The sequence below is a fragment of the Pseudomonas sp. BCA17 genome (genome assembly GCF_004519405.1).
Lineage (GTDB): Bacteria > Pseudomonadota > Gammaproteobacteria > Pseudomonadales > Pseudomonadaceae > Aquipseudomonas.
Genome location: NZ_SGWI01000005.1, coordinates 440114 through 457940, shown reverse-complemented (window position 1 = coordinate 457940; position 17827 = coordinate 440114). Strand labels below are relative to the sequence as shown.

The 17827-nt window shown below is 61.3% G+C and carries 10 protein-coding genes and 1 pseudogene; 2 read left to right on the top strand and 9 right to left on the bottom strand.

The genetic code is table 11. The annotated features are described in order from the left end of the window. Nucleotides 1–61 precede the first annotated feature (61 nt). Together aruF and EXW71_RS20690 are read right to left on the bottom strand one after the other, a co-directional pair. Complete coding sequence (gene aruF, locus EXW71_RS20695) at nt 62–1081, bottom strand: arginine/ornithine succinyltransferase subunit alpha (RefSeq protein ID WP_134661302.1); 1020 nt, start codon at nt 1079–1081, stop codon at nt 62–64. 262 nt (nt 1082–1343) lie between these two features. Then, nucleotides 1344–2564 (bottom strand): aspartate aminotransferase family protein, encoded by a 1221-nt coding sequence (locus tag EXW71_RS20690; protein ID WP_134661301.1) that lies wholly within the window; start codon nt 2562–2564, stop codon nt 1344–1346. Nucleotides 2565–2812: 248 nt separating this feature from the next. Between EXW71_RS20690 and EXW71_RS20685 the strand changes: the two are divergent. Further along, nucleotides 2813–8530 (top strand): annotated as a pseudogene (locus EXW71_RS20685) (dermonecrotic toxin domain-containing protein); the annotation flags it as partial. Nucleotides 8531–8713: 183 nt separating this feature from the next. Here EXW71_RS20685 and argR read toward each other — a convergent pair. The 7 genes from argR to acs form a co-directional block, all read right to left on the bottom strand. After that, entirely contained in the window at nt 8714–9694 is a 981-nt protein-coding gene (gene argR / locus EXW71_RS29235; protein WP_123714303.1) for a transcriptional regulator ArgR, read from the bottom strand. A gap of 188 nt (nt 9695–9882) precedes the next feature. Continuing rightward, nucleotides 9883–10647 carry an ABC transporter ATP-binding protein gene (locus EXW71_RS20680; protein ID WP_123714302.1) on the bottom strand — a complete coding sequence of 255 codons (765 nt, stop codon included), beginning with the start codon at nt 10645–10647 and terminating at the stop codon, nt 9883–9885. Between the two features lie 27 nt (nt 10648–10674). Continuing rightward, nucleotides 10675–11787, bottom strand: coding sequence for a succinylglutamate desuccinylase/aspartoacylase family protein (locus tag EXW71_RS20675; protein ID WP_134661299.1), 1113 nt, complete (start codon nt 11785–11787; stop codon nt 10675–10677). 1 nt (nt 11788) lies between these two features. Then, entirely contained in the window at nt 11789–12487 is a 699-nt protein-coding gene (locus EXW71_RS20670; protein ID WP_134661298.1) for an ABC transporter permease, read from the bottom strand. Next, nucleotides 12484–13173, bottom strand: a complete 690-nt coding sequence (locus tag EXW71_RS20665) for an ABC transporter permease (RefSeq protein ID WP_010208305.1) — start codon at nt 13171–13173, stop codon at nt 12484–12486. The genes EXW71_RS20670 and EXW71_RS20665 overlap by 4 nt, the downstream gene beginning before the upstream one ends. A 91-nt stretch (nt 13174–13264) precedes the next feature. Beyond that, the gene (locus EXW71_RS20660; RefSeq protein ID WP_071483227.1) at nt 13265–14050 is read right to left on the bottom strand and encodes an ABC transporter substrate-binding protein; all 786 of its coding nucleotides are present in this window, start codon (nt 14048–14050) and stop codon (nt 13265–13267) included. A gap of 691 nt (nt 14051–14741) precedes the next feature. Next, entirely contained in the window at nt 14742–16697 is a 1956-nt protein-coding gene (gene acs / locus EXW71_RS20655) for an acetate--CoA ligase (protein WP_134661297.1), read from the bottom strand. 413 nt (nt 16698–17110) lie between these two features. On the opposite strand from acs, the gene EXW71_RS20650 reads away from it, so the two are divergent. Beyond that, on the top strand, nt 17111–17380 hold the full coding sequence (locus tag EXW71_RS20650) for a DUF2790 domain-containing protein (protein ID WP_123714297.1): 270 nt from the start codon (nt 17111–17113) through the stop codon (nt 17378–17380). Nucleotides 17381–17827 lie beyond the last annotated feature (447 nt).

The following is a 17827-nucleotide window of genomic DNA, read 5'->3' as shown; positions in this document are numbered from 1 at the left end:
GCTATCTCCTCGAACGGGCCGCCGTTGTCAGCCACCCGCGAAACTCTATTTAAACCGGCTCTCAAACCGCAACGAGGCGCACGCTCGCGCCTTCGCCAACGCCCAGGGCTTCGGCGGCCGCCAGGTCCAGGGTCACTGGCTTGCCGGGCGCATAGTCCAATTCCAGCATCACGGCGCGGTAATCCTGCAATTGCGCGTTGCTCACCAGGTACTGCCGGCCGGCGCCCTTGACCATCTCGCCGATCTTCACCGGCACCACACGGCTCTGGGCGATGGAGCGAATGCCCGAAACCCGTGCGTGCAGCGTCGGGCCACCGTCGAAGATGTCGATGTAATGATCGGTCTCGAAGCCTTCGCGCATCAGGATGTCGAAGGTGATCTGCGCGCGCGGGTGCACCTGCCCCATGGCTTCCTGGGCTGCGTCCGGCAGCAACGGCACGTAGATCGGATAATGCGGCATCAGCTCGGCAAGGAAGGTGCGGCTTTTCAGCCCGCACAGGCGCTCGGCGGCGGCGTAGTTGAGGTCGAAGAAATTGCGACCGATGGCGTCCCAGAACGGCGAGTCGCCGTGCTCGTCGCTGTAGCCGACAATCTCGGTCACCACCGAGTCGGCAAAGCGCTCGGGATGGCTGGCAACGAACAGCAGGCGACCACGGGAATTGAGTTCCGACCATGGCGAACCGACCAGCTCCGGCACCACGTAGAAACTGGTGAGCAGGCTGTTACCGGTGAGGTCGTGGCACTGCGAAAGCACGTGGATCTTGTTGTGGATCTTCAACTCGCGGGAGGCGTGCACGAAGGTTTCATTGCGAAAGCTGTAGAACGGCTCGGAATAGCCCGCCGAGGCGACGATGGCCGAGCAACCGGCGAGCTTGCCGGTCTCGGTGTCTTCCAGCACGAAGAAATAGCTTTCTTCGCCATTGAAACTCACCTCGGCCGCGAAGGACGCTTCGCTGGCGGCGATCTTGTCGCTCAGGCGTTCCACATCGTCCGGCAAGGAGGTGACACCAATCGGGCTGTCCGCAGCCAGACGCTGTACCTCGCCCAGATCAGCCATTTGCGCGGGGCGCATCACCAGCATGGTGTCACTCCTTAACTCGAAAAACTCACAGGGAAAAATGCCGGACAGGTCCTGATTCAACACAGGTCCAAATGTGGGAGCCGGCTTTTGTGGCGAGGGAGCTTGCTCCCGCTGGGCTGCGTAGCGGCCCCAAAGATATTGGGAGCGCTTCGCACTCCAGCGGGAGCAAGCTCCCTCGCCACAAAAAGCAGCTTCCACATTTGACTCGGTCCGGCCTATAGAATTTTGCTCGACGCCTGCTCGCCAGGCGCCGAATGGTCCATCAGGCTTGCGTCAACGTCTTCACTGCACGCTCGAAACGGTCCAGGCCTTCCTGAATATCCGCGTCTTCCACCACCAGGCTCGGTGCGAAACGCACCACGTCAGGGCCAGCTTGCAGGATCATCAGGTTTTCTTTCTCGGCCGCGTTGAACACGTCCTTGGCCTTGCCCTTGAAAGCATCACTCAGTACGCAACCAATCAGCAGGCCCATGCCACGCACTTCGGTGAAGATGCCGTACTGTTTGCCGATCTGCTCCAGACGCGTCTTGAACAGAGCGTGCTTGGCGCTGACGCCGGCGAGGACTTGCGGGGTGTTGATCACATCGATCACCGCTTCCGCCACCGCGCATGCCAGCGGGTTGCCGCCGTAGGTAGTGCCGTGAGTGCCAACCACCAGGTGCTTGGCCAGCGCTTCAGTGGTGAGCATCGCCGCAATCGGGAAACCACCGCCCAGGCTCTTGGCGCTGGTGAGGATGTCTGGCGTCACGCCGTAATGCTGGTAGGCGAACAGATGGCCGCTGCGGCCCATGCCGGTTTGCACTTCGTCGAACACCAGCAATGCGTTGTGTGCGTCGCACAATTCACGCGCGCCTTGCAGGTAGGCCAGCTCGGCCGGCAGCACGCCGCCTTCGCCCTGGATCGGCTCCAGCACCACGGCACACGTCTTGTCCGAGACCGCGGCTTTCAGCGCGGCCAGGTCGTTATAAGGGACGTGGGTAATGCCAGTGATCTTGGGACCGAAACCATCGGAGTACTTGGACTGGCCACCGACGTTGACGGTGAACAAGGTACGGCCGTGGAAGCTGTTCAGTGCGGCGATGATCTCGTACTTCTCGCTGCCGAAACGGTCGAACGCTACGCGACGAGCCAGCTTGAACGCCGCTTCATTGGCCTCGGCGCCGGAGTTGCAGAAGAACACACGCTCGGCAAAGGTGGCGTCGATCAGCTTATGCGCCAGGCGCAGGGCCGGCTCATTGGTGAATACGTTGGAGACATGCCACAGCTTGTTAGCCTGTTCGGTCAGCGCACCGACCAGCGCAGGGTGGGCGTGGCCCAATACGTTGACCGCGATGCCACCGGCAAAGTCGATCAGCTCGCGACCCGCCTGGTCCCACACGCGTGAACCTTCGCCACGCACAGGAATGAATGCGGCGGGTGCGTAGTTAGGCACCATGACCTGGTCGAAATCGGCACGTTGCACCGGGGCTTGCTCAACGGACATCGGAGTCTCCTGAAGAGGAACGCCTGCCTGGAACTGGCGGGCGATGCAGGGATTGTAAGGACAGTTTTCAGCGCGGCCTTGCCGCCAAGCGACAACTTCTTATAGCGCCAACCCCCGTTTTACGCGGGTTTACGCCAATGCGACAAATAGCGTCGCAATGGCGCAGTTTAAACTGCCGGGCACGTTTGCGTCAGGCTCAAACACTCTAACTATCTAGGCGCAAGCATCAAAAACCGGCTGATTTACTGATGCGCTTCCATGGCCCCTCAGAGATCAGCCCCATGACTACCCCTCCCGACAGCCATTACGCGTTGTTCAACAACGCCCTGCCCCACTGGCTGGGCCAGGCGTCCGCTGCCAGGCGCCAGGCGTTCAGCGCGGCCAAACCCGCGCTGGGCAAGGCCCTGCACTCGGCCAGCGCTGAACACAAGGCACTGTTCAAGCGCTGGAACGCCAACCACTGGATCGCGCAAAACGGCGTCGATGACGTACTCAAGAACCTGCAAGACCCCAAGGCCTACGCCAAGCCCCTGCTCAAAGGCCTGTTGAACCAACGCTTCGGCGTCGACCTGGATGTCGACGCAGTGTTCGTCCGCCTCTATATCCCGCAAACCGTGCCGTGGCTGCCGATACGCTCCGGCGGCGCACGGGCCTGGACAGTCTCGCTGCTCGACGCCGCGCTGCACAACTTCGACTACAAAGAGGCCGCGCCGGACTTCTACGAGCCCCATTCGACCTTTATCACCCGCCCGTCCCCGAGCGGCCAGTTCGAGACCTTGCCCGCCGTGCGTGCGGCGATGCCGATCAACGCCTTTATCCACCTGTGTCGCGAGTTGGATATCGGCGCGCGCTACGCCCTGCATTTGCGCAAAGTCCTGGGCCTAAACCACACGCCCACCGGCAACGCCCTGGCCCTCAAGGTCGACGCCAGCCAGCGCGCGGCATTGCGCACGGCCTTGCATCTGGCGCGCATCAAGGGCGACGTGCAGGAAGACTTCGCCCAGGTGATCGACGCGATGGTCAACGGCCACCTGCGCCTGTGCATCGGGCGCGAGCCCGTGCTGTGCCATGACTTCAGCATGATGGAGACCGCGCTCACCGGCATCCTGCTGTTCGCCCCCGACCTTGAGCGCACAACCTCCGCCCAGCGCATCGTTGCCTACATACCGGACGACCCCGAACACCCCCTCAAGGAATACCCATCGTCCTGGGACTTCAAACAGGCGCTCACCCGCCAACTGCGCAGCGACGAGTACCAGGTGTTTTTCAGCCGTTTCGTTCCCCATGAAAAGCTCGGGGTGTTTTTCTCCGGCCTGGGCCAGCGCCTGGCGACACTCACCTGGCACCCGCCCGAAGCCGGCGACAAACACGGCGCCTGGCGCAATGACCCCACCGACGACCCCAAGCTGCGCTTTGTTTCGACCCCCATCCAGGGCGACCCCTGGCGCCACCTTTATCAACGCAAGCTCGACAAGATCCTCAATGATGCGCGCACGCTCGCGGTGTCCAGCGTCAGTGCCGACAGCAAAGCGCGCTGGGCATTGTGGGATTCGTTCGTCAAAGTGGCCCAATCGATTCTCAACACGGCGCTGCTGGTGATCACACCATTCATTCCGGGGCTGGGCGAATTGATGATGGGCTACATGGCCTATCAACTGCTCAATGAAGTGTTCGAGGGGGTTGTCGACTGGGCCGAGGGCCTCACCGATCAAGCGTTCGCACACCTGATCGGGACATTGCAGTCGCTGGTGCAACTGGGCGCATTCGCCCTCGGCCCCCAGATCGCCTTGGCTGAGATGCGCAAACTGCTATCGGCCGAAACCCTGGCATTCATGGACCGCTTCAAGCCGGTGACCCTGGCCGATCGCAGCCGCCGCTACTGGCAACCGGACCTGGCACCCTACCAGCAAAACATCCAGGTTGCGCCCATGCAGGGCGTGAATGAGCAGGGCCTGCACAGCCTGCACGGCGAGTTGATCCTGCCCCTTGAAGGCAAGTACTACGCCGTGCAGGCCGCCGGCAACGGGCACTATGTGATCAAGCATCCGACACGTCCCGAGGCCTATCGCCCGCACCTGCGTCACAACCAGGCCGGTGCCTGGCACAGCGAGCTTGAACAACCTTTGCAATGGGACCGCGACACGTTGTTGCGCCGTGTGGGCCACCGCGCGCAGGACCTGAGCCCAGCCGACCGCGAACGGGCACTGAGCATCAGCGGGGTCGAGGAAGGCGCGCTGCGCAAAATGCACCTGCGCAGCGAACCGGTGCCGCCACTGCTGGATGACAGCCTGATCCGTCTGCGCATTGACCGTGAGATCCAACAGTTGATCCAGCGCCTGCGCAGCGACGACCCCGCGCAGTACAACGCCATCGACCCGCAGGAACAACTGCAATTGCTGACCAGTTTCGGCTACTGGCCCAAAACCAAGGCCTTGCGCTTTCTCAACGCCCAGGGCCACGTAGTGTGGGAATTCGGCGATCCCCACCAGCCGGTGGTGCAGATCCATGAAGCCCAATTGAACAATGGCGACCTGCTCAAGACCGTGCTGCAAACCCTGAGCCCGGAAGAAATCCGCACGCCGTTCGGCGAACGCAGCGGCGACCCGCAACTGAGCCTGGAGGCGCGCACCAGGAGCCTGCGCACAGCCCTCGCCGATATCGCCGAACGGGAGCGCGCGTCGCTGTTCGAGTCGCGCTATGGGCCGTCGCAGATCACCACCGATCCCCACGCCCGGCAGGTCATGGACCTTGCCCATGACCTGCCCGCCAGCGTCGCCGAACACATGGTTCGCCAGGCCAGCGGCGCCGAGCTGGAACAACTGGATGCCCGCCGCACGCCCAAGCGCCTGGCCGACCTGGGCCGTGCTGCGGTGGCCGAGGTGCGCATCAACCGCGCCTATGAAGGCCAGCACCTGGACGCCACGCCAAACATCGACAGCGAGCACTTGGCCCTCAACTCACTGAAGCTGCTGCCGGGCTGGTCGGATCAGATCCAACTGGTGGCCCGCCATGATTCGCCCGAGGGTTCGGTCTGGAACCGGGTCGGCCCCGACGACGCTCCGCTGCGCCGCACCCTGGTGCGCACCGAAGAGGGCCGCTATGTACCTTACGACGACACCGGCGCGCTGTCCGGCGAGACCGACCTGTACAACGCCGTGCTGAGCGCCCTGCCCGATGCACAGCGCGATGCCGTGGGGCTGCAGATCCACCAGGGCGCCGAACTCAGGCAGCGCCTGCGCGACAACCCGCTGACACGCAATGAATTGCGCACAGTGCTGACCACTGAACCGCCTGCCACGCCACCGGTCGAGACCCTGAAATTCCTGTGCAACACCGATGGCTATCGCCCCGCCGGCGAGCCCCCCGTGCACCCACGCGCCCGGGCGTTGTACCCCACGCTGGACGATCAACAGCTCAATGCCCTGGTCGCTCACCTGGAAACCCTGCCCGGCGGAGCATCTGCCCAACTGACGGCCCTGGAGGCTGAACGCCTGCAACTGGAGACCGACCTGCACACCTGGCAGCACGACATCCCCACCCGTCATCCCGACACCGGCGAGCGGCTCGCTCCAGGCCGGCGACGTTACGAACGGCAGAACCGTCGGCGTATCGCCGAACAGCTCATGCGCTGCTGGCATCGCGAGACGGCGGTCGATGACTATTACGAAGACCCCAGCCGCGACGGCCATGTGCTGCGCCTGGAGTTTCCGATCATCGGCGAGCTGCCGCAGTTGAGCGCAAACTTCGAGCACGTGTCGCTGCTGTCCATCAGCGGTGGCGCCCATACTCAGGGGGCCACAGGCTTTATCAGCCACTTCCCTCGGTTACGTCACCTGGAAGTCAAAGACCTGCCCTTGGGCAACCTGCCCCCACAGTTGGCCAGCCTGCCAGCGCTCAACACTCTGGGCCTGAGCAACTGCGGCATTCGCCTGACGCCTGCCAGCCATGCCAGCCTGTCGGGCATGAGCCGCCTGCAGACCCTGGTGTTGAACAACAATCCCCTGGGCCTGGTGCCGAGCGTCGAAGCCATGCCCGACCTGATGGCCCTGGATCTGTCCGAAACCGGCATCGACCGCCTGCCCGCGGGTTTGTTGTCGCGCACGGAACTGGAAGCGGCGTTACTGGCCGGAAACGAGATCAGCGACCTGCCTGCGGCGCTGTTTGAAACCCCACCCCAGACCAGCACCAAATATGATTTGTCCGATAACCCGCTGTCCCGGGAGAGCCTGGAACGCATCAAAGCCTACTACCAGCGCTACGGCACCTACTGGGAAGCCGATGCTCAGCCCGTGGACATACAGGACGCTCAGCGGCTTTTCCCCATCATGGACAAGGAAGAAATCAATCGTTTTATCTACGGTTTGCCAGGTGATATCGAGGCCGGTAAACGTGAATTGGCACGACTGGCCGGCGACCTGCAGACCCTGCAACAGGAACTGAGCGCGTGGTCAGGCACCCCCGATCTGTCCGTGCTCGAACACGCACGCCGCCTGCTGGTGCACGTGCTGCTGGAAAAAACCTGGCGCCGCGACCCCGCGCAGGAGACCCGGCATATCCGCGCCCTCGACATCAACCATACCCTGGCCGGTGAGCTGCCGCGCTTGAGCACGCGGTTCGAGCATGTCGGCTCGCTGGTCATCCAGGGCAATGGCGGCGCCATGGAGGTCGCTGGGTTTCTGGAAAGCTTTCCGGCGCTGGATATCCTCGATCTGGAAAACATTCAGCTGGGGGATATTCCACCGCGCGTGTTCGAACACTCCAAACTGACCTTCCTCGGCCTGCCCCGCTGCTCCCTGACCCTGTCGCCGAGCAGCCGCGCCGCCTTGCAGAACATGCCACACCTGGAATACCTGGACCTCAGCCACAACCCCCAACTGGGCGAACTGCCGGACTTCGAACAACTGCCCGCGCTGTCCAGCATCCTGCTGCACGACACTGGCCTGACGCAGGTACCGCCGGGCTTGCTGACGAACGTGCCACGCAACGCAGTGAACCTGAGCGGCAACGCCATCGAGCACTTGCCCGACGCAGCCTTTACAGTGCCGCCCGAGGTCGCACGGGCTTTCGATCTGTCCGGCAACCCGCTGTCGCGCGCGGCCCTGGAGCGCATCAAGACATACTGCCAGAGCACCCAGGAAAGCTTCCACGCCGAGGCGCCGCCGGACGCTCGCCTGCACGTGCAACGCCTGTACCCGACGCTGGTCGAGGGTGAAGCCGACCGCTTTGTGTTCCGCCTGCCCGGCGACATGGACGCCGTCGCCCCGACGCTGACGCGCCTGGAAAACGAGTACCGCCAGTTGGCGACCGACCTTGATCAGTGGGTGCTGGAAGTGCCCGAGCGACACCCGATCGACGACACCCCACTCGACGACGCGACCCGCCTGCGCGAGCAGACGCTGCGCGCAAACTTCAAGGTGCTGGTGGAGCAGGCCTGGCGCCGCGAAAGCCCGGAAGACGAAGAAAGCCTGCACGACGACTTCAGCCACGCCCTGTCGCTGGACACCCCGGTGATGGGCGAACTGCCGCGCCTGAGCGCGGACCTGGAGCACGTGTCGCGGTTCGAACTGACGGGCAATGGCACTACCACCACGGTCGACGGTACGTTGCGCTGTTTCCCCAGGCTGCAGGCTCTATCCTTGAACAGATGTGCCCTGGGTGGCCTGCCTCAGTCGATCTTCAGCATGCCCGAACTGACCAGCCTGGAACTGACCCGGTGCGGCATCAGCCTGACGCCCGCGACTGCACGCACTTTGAGCGACCTGCCCAAACTGGACCTCCTCGACCTGAGCAACAACCCGCTGGACCAGGCGCCCGACGTCAGCGGCCTGGCCGACCTGACGTCGCTGCACCTGCGCAGTACCGGCTTGCGAGCGTTGCCTGAGGGGGTTTTCCGCTTGAAGGAGTTGCACACCCTGGACTTGAGCGATAACCAGATCGAGGAAATCAGCCCGGAACTGCTCGACACCACGAATTTGCTGGAGGAAGACAGTGACCTGAGTGGCAACCCATGGTCGGCGCAGAGCCTGGAGTACCTGAGGGAGTATTACCGACGCACCGGCATCGACTTCCAGGTGCAGGCAGCGACCGTGGATGAACAGGGCATGCCCCTGTCACCGGATCAACCACGACCCAGGAGGAGTGAACTGGGGTCACCCGCGCTCGGAGGGCACCGAGGACAGTTCGAACGGGCTGCTGCTACGGCGCTGGTTGCGGTCTTCGCGCGGGGTGGCGCCGAAGAAATTGCGGTAGGCGCTGGAGAAGTGCGGCCCCGAGGAGAAGCCGCACGACAGGCCGATCTGGATGATCGACTTGCTGGTTTGCATGAGCATCTGGCGGGCCTTGTTCAGGCGCAGTTCCAGGTAGTACTGGCTGGGGACGCGATTGAGGTACTGCTTGAAGATGCGTTCGAGTTGTCGTCGCGACACGCACACGTGCTGGGCAATTTCGTCGGTGGTCAGCGGTTCTTCAATATTGGCTTCCATCAACAGAACAGCCTGGGTCAGCTTGGGGTGGCTGGAGCCCAGGCGGTTTTGCAGCGGAATGCGCTGGCGCTCGCCACCTTCGCGGATACGCTCCACCACCAGTTCTTCGGATACCGCACCGGCCAGTTCGGCACCGTGGTCACGGGCCAGCACTGCCAGCAACAGGTCGAGCACCGACATGCCGCCACAGGCGGTCAGGCGGTCACGGTCCCAGTCGAACAGATGGCTGGTGGCAATGACCTTGGGGAAGCGTTCGGCGAAGTCATCCTGCCAGCGCCAGTGCACGGCGGCGCGGTAGCCATCGAGCAGGCCAAGCTGAGCCAGCGGGTAAACGCCGGCCGACAAGCCGCCGATCACGCAGCCGGCCCGCACAAGTTGCTTGAGCGCGGTGCTCAGTTGCGAGGCGACCACGGTGGGCGGTTCATCCGCCAGCAGGAAGAGTTTCTGGAAACCTTCGAGCTTGCCGGCCCACGGCTCGCCCGGCAGTTGCCAGGCGCCGTCGGTTTGCGGCTCGGCGAGCAGAAACGATAGCTCGTAGACCACCTCCGGGTGCACCCGCTGGGCAACGCGCAAGGCCTCCTCAGCCAGCGCAAGCGTCAGGGCTTTTGTGCTGGGCCAAATCAGGAAACCAATTTTGTGGGCGGTCATGGAGGGCTATCCGAAGCGAAGAACGGTAATGAAGACAAGGGCCAATGCTAGCCCGGAAACCAACACAAATCTCTAAAGCCAATGAAGATCTCACTGTGGGAGCGGGCTTGCTCGCTCCCACGGTTAGATTGGGACCTGTCTCGAGACTGTGAAGCATGCACTACTGCGGTGCACAAAAGCAGTCCTGATTATTTCAAGCTACCCGAAAGGAACTGCTGCAAACGTTCCGACTGTGGGTTCACCAACACTTCACGCGGGTTGCCGCGCTCTTCGACGATGCCTTTGTGCAGGAAAACCAACTGGTTCGACACTTCACGGGCAAAGCCCATTTCGTGAGTCACCACCACCATGGTGCGGCCTTCCTGCGCCAGGTCCTGCATCACCTTGAGCACTTCGCCGACCAGCTCCGGGTCAAGCGCCGAAGTCGGCTCGTCAAACAACATCACCTCCGGCTCCATGGCCAGGGCACGGGCAATCGCCACGCGCTGCTGCTCGCCGCCGGACATGTGGCCAGGGAACGCATCCTTACGATGGCCCACACCGACCTTGGCCAAATAGTGCTCGGCCTTTTCACGGGCTTCTTTCTTCGACACACCCAGCACGTGCACGGGCGCTTCCATCACGTTTTCGATTGCGGTCATGTGCGACCACAGGTTGAAATGCTGGAACACCATCGACAGGCGCGAACGCATGCGTTGCAGTTGCTTGGGGTCGGCGGCCCTCATGGCGCCGTCCTTGCCCGTGACCAGCTTCAGCTCTTCATTGTTGAGCAGAATCTTGCCGGCGTGGGGTTGCTCCAGCAGGTTGATGCAGCGCAAAAAAGTACTTTTGCCCGAACCACTGGAACCGATGATGCTGATCACATCACCGGCCGCGGCGGCCAGGGACACACCTTTGAGCACTTCATGACTGCCATAGCGTTTATGCAGGTCTTGGACTTCAAGTTTGTACATGCGGTCGGTTCTCACAAAAACAGGTGGTCAGTCGTTGAGCAAGCGCCCGTGACGCAGCGCTTCGCGCCCCGCCACCTTGGCCAGCCAGAAACCCGCTTGGGCATAACGTAGCCGTTCAACGGCAAACAACACCCCGGACGTGCCCGCGCAAACAACGCTCACGCGGTCGGTCAGGGGATCAATCACTTCAAAAATCGGTTCGCCGGTTTCAACCCAGTCGCCGGCTTTACGCAGGTAACTGATCACGCCGGCATGGGGGGCGAACAGCAGCTCGGTGCCTTCGAAAGGCACGCCTTCGCAGGGCTCGTACTGTGGCGCAGGCCATTCACCGTTGATCAGGCCCTGTTCGGCGAGAAACGCGAGGATGCCCTCAGCGTGGAAAATCGCTTCGTCACGGCCGGTATCGGCCTGGCCGCCCAGCTCCAGCGTCGTCGCCAGGCACGCCAGCGGGATCTGCGCCTCAGGGAACGCCCGGGACAGGCGCAACCACGGCAGCGAGCAGGCTTCATCAAACGAACTGCCGCCGGAATCCTCGGCCAGCAGGCCGACTTTCACATTCAAGTGCGCCGACAACGAACGCCACTGCGGCCAGTGCTGCGGCAGTGCGTACATGTGCAGCGCCGCCTCCGCATCGCAATGCAGGTCCAGGACCACATCAGCCGTGCAGGCGTGGCTGAGCAATACGCGTTGCATGCCTTGCAGTTGGCTGCTCGGTGCGGGCAGAGCGCTCAGTGCATCGGTCATCGCCTGACGGATCATGCGCACGTTGGCGTGGGGATCATCCCCCAGTTTGCCGGCGAGCAACGCGGCGACCGGTTCGCTCAATTCGACGAAATCGCGGTTGAAATTCTTGCCGCTGCCCACTTCGAAACGGCCCTGGTGGCTGCCTTGCAACAGTTGGCCCAGGCCCATCGGATTGGCCACCGGCACCAGCTCGATCACACCGTTGAGGGCGCCCTGCTGCTCCAGCTCGACCAGGCGTTTTTTCAGCTCCCATGCGGCGCGCATTCCCGGCAACTCGTCGGCGTGCAGGCTGGCCTGGATATACGCCTTGCGTTCGCCGTGGCCGAAACGGAATACGCTCAGCTGACGCTCGCAACCCAGGTGGCCCCAGGGCAACAGGTGATCGATACGTTCCATATCAATGCTTCCGTGGAGCCAGGTAGCTCAGCCAGCGGCGCTCGGCCAACTTGAACAGGCGCACCAGGATAAAAGTCAGGCACAGGTAAAACGCGCCGGCCGTGATATAGGCTTCGAACGGCAGGTAGAACTGGGCGTTCACCGTGCGTGCGGCACCGGTGATGTCGATCAAGGTGACGATGGAGGCCAGGCTGGTGGTCTGCAGCATCATGATCACTTCGTTGCTGTACTGCGGCAGTGCGCGTCGCAGGGCCGACGGCAGCAGGATGCGGCGGTACAGTTTAGAGCGCGACATGCCCATGGCCTTGGCCGCTTCGATCTCGCCATTGGGCGTGGCCTTCAGGCTGCCGGCGATGATTTCGGCGGTGTAGGCGCTGGTGTTGATCGCAAATGCCAGGCACGCGCAGAACGTGGCGCTGGACAACAGTGGCCACAGGAAGCTTTCGCGCACGGCGTCGAATTGCGCCAGGCCGTAGTAGATCAAGAACAGCTGCACCAGCATTGGCGTGCCGCGAATGACGTAGGTATAGAGCCACGCCGCACCGTTGACGATCGGCTGCTTGGACACCCGCATCAAGCCCAGGGGCAAGGCGGCAAGCAGGCCGAAAAACAGCGAGATGGCGAGCAGTTTCAGGGTGGTGACCAAACCGCCGAGGTACAGCGGCATGGCGTCCCAGATGACGTTGTAGTCGAAGATCATAGATCAGCCGCCCTTACGCCTACCGAGTAGCGCTTCTCAAGATGACGCAAGGCCAGCAACGATACGCTGGTGATCACCAGGTACATCGCCGCCACTGCGAGGAAGAAGGTAAAAGGTTCGCGGGTGGCGTCTGCCGCCTGCTTGGCCTTGAACATCATGTCTTGCAGGCCCACCACCGAAATCAGCGCGGTGGCCTTGGTGAGTACCAGCCAGTTGTTGGTGAACCCGGGGATCGCCAGCCGGATCATCTGCGGCACCATCACCCGGAAAAACACCTGGAAGCTGCTCATGCCATACGCCAGACCGGCCTCGGCCTGGCCTTTGGGAATGGCCATGAAGGCGCCACGGAAAGTTTCCGAGAGGTAGGCGCCAAAGATGAAACCCAGGGTGCCGATACCGGCGGCCAAGGGGTTCAAGTCGATATAGTCGTCGTAGCCGAGCATCGGCGCGACGCGGTTGAGCAGGTCCTGACCGCCGTAGAAAATCAGCAGGATCAGCACCAGGTCGGGGATCCCGCGGATCACCGTGGAGTACAAGTCACCCAGCCAGGCCAACCAGCGCACCGGCGACAGGCGCAACGCGACCCCGATCAGACCCAGAACAATGGCCAAGGCCATGGACGACAAGGCGAGCTGAAGCGTCAACCATGCGCCATCGAGGATGACGGCCCCGTAGCCTTTCAACATGATTCAGGTCCTCGAAAAGGGGGATGAAAAAATGGCGCAAACCGCAGGAATTCTGTTGCTTGCGCCATTCTGGACAGACAGCTGCGACGAGTTACTTAGGGTCAGCACCGTAAATATCGAAGTCGAAGTATTTGTCCTGGATTTTCTTGTATTCGCCGTTGGCACGGATCGCTGCGATGGCCGCGTTGATCTTGTCCAGCTCGGCCTTGTCGCCTTTGCGTACAGCGATGCCGATGCCGTCGCCGAAGTACTTGGCGTCGGTGAACTGTGGGCCCACGAACGCGTAGCCTTTACCGGCCGGAGTTTTCAGGAAACCGTCCTGCAGCAGGGTGGCGTCAGCCACGGTGCCGTCGAGGCGACCTGCTTCCACGTCCAGGTAGATTTCGTTCTGCGAGCTGTAAGGCACAACCGTGGCGCCTTTAGGGGCCAGGACTTCCTTGGCGAAGCGATCGTGGATCGAACCGCGTTGCACGCCGATTTTCTTGCCTTTCAATTCATCCAGGCTGTCGCTGACCGTGGTGCCTTCCTTCATCACCAGCTGCGCTGGGCTCAGGTAGTAGCGATTGGTGAAATCCACGGACTTCTTGCGGTCGTCGGTGATGGACATGGACGACAGGATCGCGTCGATCTTGCGCACTTTCAGCGCAGGGATCAGGCCGTCGAATTCTTGCTCGACCCAGACGCACTTGACCTTCATCTCTGCGCACAGCGCGTTACCGATGTCGTAGTCAAAACCCACGATGCTGCCATCCGGCGCCTTCGAGGCAAACGGAGGGTAAGCCGCTTCGATACCAATCTTCAGGGGCTTCTCATCAGCGAAAGCCTGCATGGACAGCACGGACAGCGCCAGGGCGCCCAACAGCACAAGTTTCTTCATCTTGGGACTCCATCGGTATAGGGCAAAAAGCAGTATGAGCCGTGGCCCACGATGCGACTTAAATGAAACCGAATAGCGGCGCTGCGTCCTACAACGGTATAAACCTGCGACGACGAGCGAGTGATCGGCATTCTAACGACAGGCCGGAAGCCGATATTTCCTCAATGCGACAACAATTTACAGAAGCACCGAGAAAGCGGTTCCAGCACATTGACAGCCCCTGTTTTTTATGCAGAGACAAAAGATATTAAACCTGTTGATGCTGCAAATTGCGGGCCTATTATTCGCAAACCCTTCTAGCACGGCAAGTCTGGCGTTTAATCTTATTTCCTGGGGTGTCTAAAACGCGGTTTTTCGGGGCGTTGGCGTAGCACATTGCCTCATGTTTGGGCGCAAGGTTACACATTCAGGGCGCTCGGTAACATTCAGAAACGTTCTACGATAGAAACCGATATTTATTGGCTTGGTGGGTGTACGAGCCCTCAGCCTCCATACGATTCCCGCCCTGCAATGCTATTCAATGTGTGAAGGGGCTGGTTTCCGATAGCGATGGGTCAGTCATAGAGGTGCCCACTGGTCCGCCGCTATCGGGAGCAAGCCCCCTTCCACCCCGGCTCTCGGCGTTTTCCAAATATCATTAAAAAGCCCCGCCCGGCTTGCACCGGACGGGGCTTTGGACACTCTGTACGCCTTACGCGGCGTTCATGGCCTTGTGCGTTTCAATCAAATGCGCCACTACCCCAGGGTCTGCCAGTGTGGAGATGTCCCCCAACCCGTCATATTCCGCGGTAGCAATCTTGCGCAGAATCCGCCGCATGATTTTCCCCGAGCGCGTCTTCGGCAAGCCCGGTGCCCACTGGATCACGTCCGGCGACGCAATTGGCCCGATCTCCCTGCGCACCCAGTTTTTCAGCTCCAGGCGCAGCGCTTCATTGGGCTCTTCACCATTTTTGAGGGTGACATACACGTAGATGCCCTGCCCCTTGATGTCATGGGGTACACCCACTACCGCCGCTTCCGCGACTTTAGGGTGCGCGACCATGGCGCTTTCGATCTCGGCGGTCCCCATGCGGTGGCCGGACACGTTCAACACGTCATCCACACGCCCGGTGATCCACCAGTAGCCATCTTCATCGCGACGGGCGCCGTCGCCGGTGAAGTACATGCCCCGGAAGGTCTTGAAGTAGGTGTCGACGAAACGGTCGTGGTCGCCGTACAGGGTACGCGCCTGGCCTGGCCACGAATCGAGGATCACCAGGTTGCCTTCGGCAGCGCCCTCGATGATGTTGCCCAGGTTGTCCACCAGCGCCGGCACCACGCCAAAGAACGGACGCGCAGCCGAACCCGGCTTGAGTGCGTGGGCGCCCGGCAGCGGGCTCATCAGGGTGGCGCCGGTCTCGGTTTGCCACCAGGTATCGACGATCGGGCAACGGGATTGGCCGACGTTCTTGTAGTACCAGTCCCACGCTTCAGGGTTAATCGGCTCACCGACCGAACCGAGCAGACGCAAGCTGCTACCGTCAGCGCCTTCGCACGCGGCGGTACCGGAAGCCATCATTGCGCGGATCGCGGTCGGCGCGGTGTAGAGGATATTGACCTTGTGCTTGTCGACAATCTTCGCCACCCGGGTGATATCCGGGTAGTTCGGCACACCTTCGAACAGCAGCGTGGTCGCGCCGTTGGCCAACGGGCCATAGACAATATAAGTGTGGCCGGTGACCCAGCCGACGTCGGCGGTGCACCAGTAGATTTCGCCCGGACGGTAGTCGAACACACGCTCATGGGTCAGGGCGGCGTAGAGCAGGTAGCCACCGGTGGTGTGCTGCACACCCTTGGGCTTACCGGTGGAACCCGAGGTGTAGAGGATGAACAGCGCTTCTTCGGCGCCCATCTCTTTCGGCGCACACACGGTCCCCGCCACTTTCATCAGGTCTTCGTACCAGATGTCGCGATGCTGGTTCCACTTGATCGCGCCATTGGTGCGCTTGCACACGATGACCTTCTGGATGCTGCTGGTTTCCGGGTTGGTCAGGGCGTCGTCGACGTTAGCCTTCAGCGGAATCTTCTTACCCGCGCGGATGCCTTCGTCGGCAGTGATCACTACCTTCGACCGACAGTCGATAATGCGACCGGCCAGGGCTTCAGGGGAAAAACCGCCGAATACCACGGAATGAATCGCACCGATGCGGGTACACGCCAGCATGGCGACCACGGCTTCGGGGATCATTGGCATATAGATAGTCACCACGTCGCCGCGATGCACATCCTGGCCGCGAAGGGCGTTGGCGAACTTGCAGACTTCTTCATGCAGCTCGCGGTAGGTGATGGTGCGGCTTTCGGAAGGGTCATCGCCTTCCCAGATGATCGCGGCCTGGTCGCCACGCTCGGCGAGATGACGGTCCAGGCAGTTGTAGGAAACGTTCAGGGTGCCATCGGCAAACCATTTGATGTCGACATGGTGATCGTCGAAAGAGGTCTGCTTCACCGCGGTGAAAGGCTTGACCCAGTCAAGGCGCTTGGCTTGTTCGCGCCAGAAGCCATCGGGGTTGACCACCGACTGCTGGTACATGGCCTTGTAGGTCGCCTCGTCGGTCAGCGTGTTGGCTGCTACTTCGGGGCGAACGGGGTACAGGGAAGCCGCACTCATCTTTCTTACCTCGGTGACAATCGTTGTTTTTGTATGACCCTGTTTTAGCCGGGGCTGGTCTATAGAACCATTCGACGATGGTAGTAACAAGCCCCTACAAATTGCCCTGCTATGCCCGTGTGCTGCTCTGGCCCGCAGCCTGCGGCGCTTTGCCTGTTTGTGAAAAAACCTTTACCACGGGATTGTTACAAAAACCGCCAATAGTGTTTATCAAAAGCACGGGTATATGAATATAACCCGCACGCCTAAAATCAACTCCGCCAACCAAGGCGCTGTGTTCAACACAGCAGTGATTAACAACGCAACAGCCCCCACGAAGGCAACGTTAATCCGAACTTACCGACCTTAAGTTACACACGTGGCCTCACAAGGGCCCCGTGACCCACTTCGACCTCAATAAGGTAAATAGACAAATGAAAGCTTTAATAGTCATGGCCCTCAGCAGCTTGTGCGCCACCGCCGCCCTGGCCGATGAGGCCCCGACCGAACTGGCCGGCCAGAACGCCCCGGTTGTCGAGGATTACACTTACAGCACGCACTTGGACGTCGCCAAAGTACTCTCCATGAGTGAAATCCCGGAAGTTTGCCAAGTAGTACCGGTACAAATGGAATATGAAGACTCGCAAGGTCAGCGGCATATTCTGCAATACCAAGTCATGGGCAACGGCTGCTCTAACGGATAATAAGTTCTTTAAGATTTAATCCTGGATCTTGGTCGCCGCAAGAAATCATTCTTGCGGCCAAGAACCTGCATCTGGCACACCGCTATCAACCTGCGGGCGGGGGCTTGCTCCCGATGGCATCAGCCGCCACACCCTCCTTATAAAGCCCTACCCCGCACCCTTGCCCTCTGCTTACAAAAAACCTCTCACCGCCCGTCAAAAAAATCCAATCCCGGCAAAGCCTTGCAAACACACGCTTTGGCCGCAAACCACGTCATTTTGGCGCACCCAAGTGACCATCCGCCGCAACACAAAGCCGAATTTTTCCCTATAATGCGCGGGTAAATCGGGCCTGCAATATCCCTTTACATTGGGATGAAGAGCCAGACCTGAGGCATCCCGCAGGAGCAAGCAAACACGGCTCCGCACCTCAAGCCTCACGCAGGGCACCCGTAACCCTATTCCGTT

What these genes read in the sequence shown, in the direction of transcription:
- argR (WP_123714303.1), bottom strand. Translation starts at nt 9,694, where the DNA reads ATGACCGCCCACAAAATTGGTTTCCTGATTTGGCCCAGCACAAAAGCC.
- aruF (WP_134661302.1), bottom strand. Translation starts at nt 1,081, where the DNA reads ATGCTGGTGATGCGCCCCGCGCAAATGGCTGATCTGGGCGAGGTACAG.
- EXW71_RS20670 (WP_134661298.1), bottom strand. Translation starts at nt 12,487, where the DNA reads ATGATCTTCGACTACAACGTCATCTGGGACGCCATGCCGCTGTACCTC.
- EXW71_RS20650 (WP_123714297.1), top strand. Translation starts at nt 17,111, where the DNA reads ATGAAAGCTTTAATAGTCATGGCCCTCAGCAGCTTGTGCGCCACCGCC.
- acs (WP_134661297.1), bottom strand. Translation starts at nt 16,697, where the DNA reads ATGAGTGCGGCTTCCCTGTACCCCGTTCGCCCCGAAGTAGCAGCCAAC.
- EXW71_RS20660 (WP_071483227.1), bottom strand. Translation starts at nt 14,050, where the DNA reads ATGAAGAAACTTGTGCTGTTGGGCGCCCTGGCGCTGTCCGTGCTGTCC.
- EXW71_RS20680 (WP_123714302.1), bottom strand. Translation starts at nt 10,647, where the DNA reads ATGTACAAACTTGAAGTCCAAGACCTGCATAAACGCTATGGCAGTCAT.
- EXW71_RS20690 (WP_134661301.1), bottom strand. Translation starts at nt 2,564, where the DNA reads ATGTCCGTTGAGCAAGCCCCGGTGCAACGTGCCGATTTCGACCAGGTC.
- EXW71_RS20665 (WP_010208305.1), bottom strand. Translation starts at nt 13,173, where the DNA reads ATGTTGAAAGGCTACGGGGCCGTCATCCTCGATGGCGCATGGTTGACG.
- EXW71_RS20675 (WP_134661299.1), bottom strand. Translation starts at nt 11,787, where the DNA reads ATGGAACGTATCGATCACCTGTTGCCCTGGGGCCACCTGGGTTGCGAG.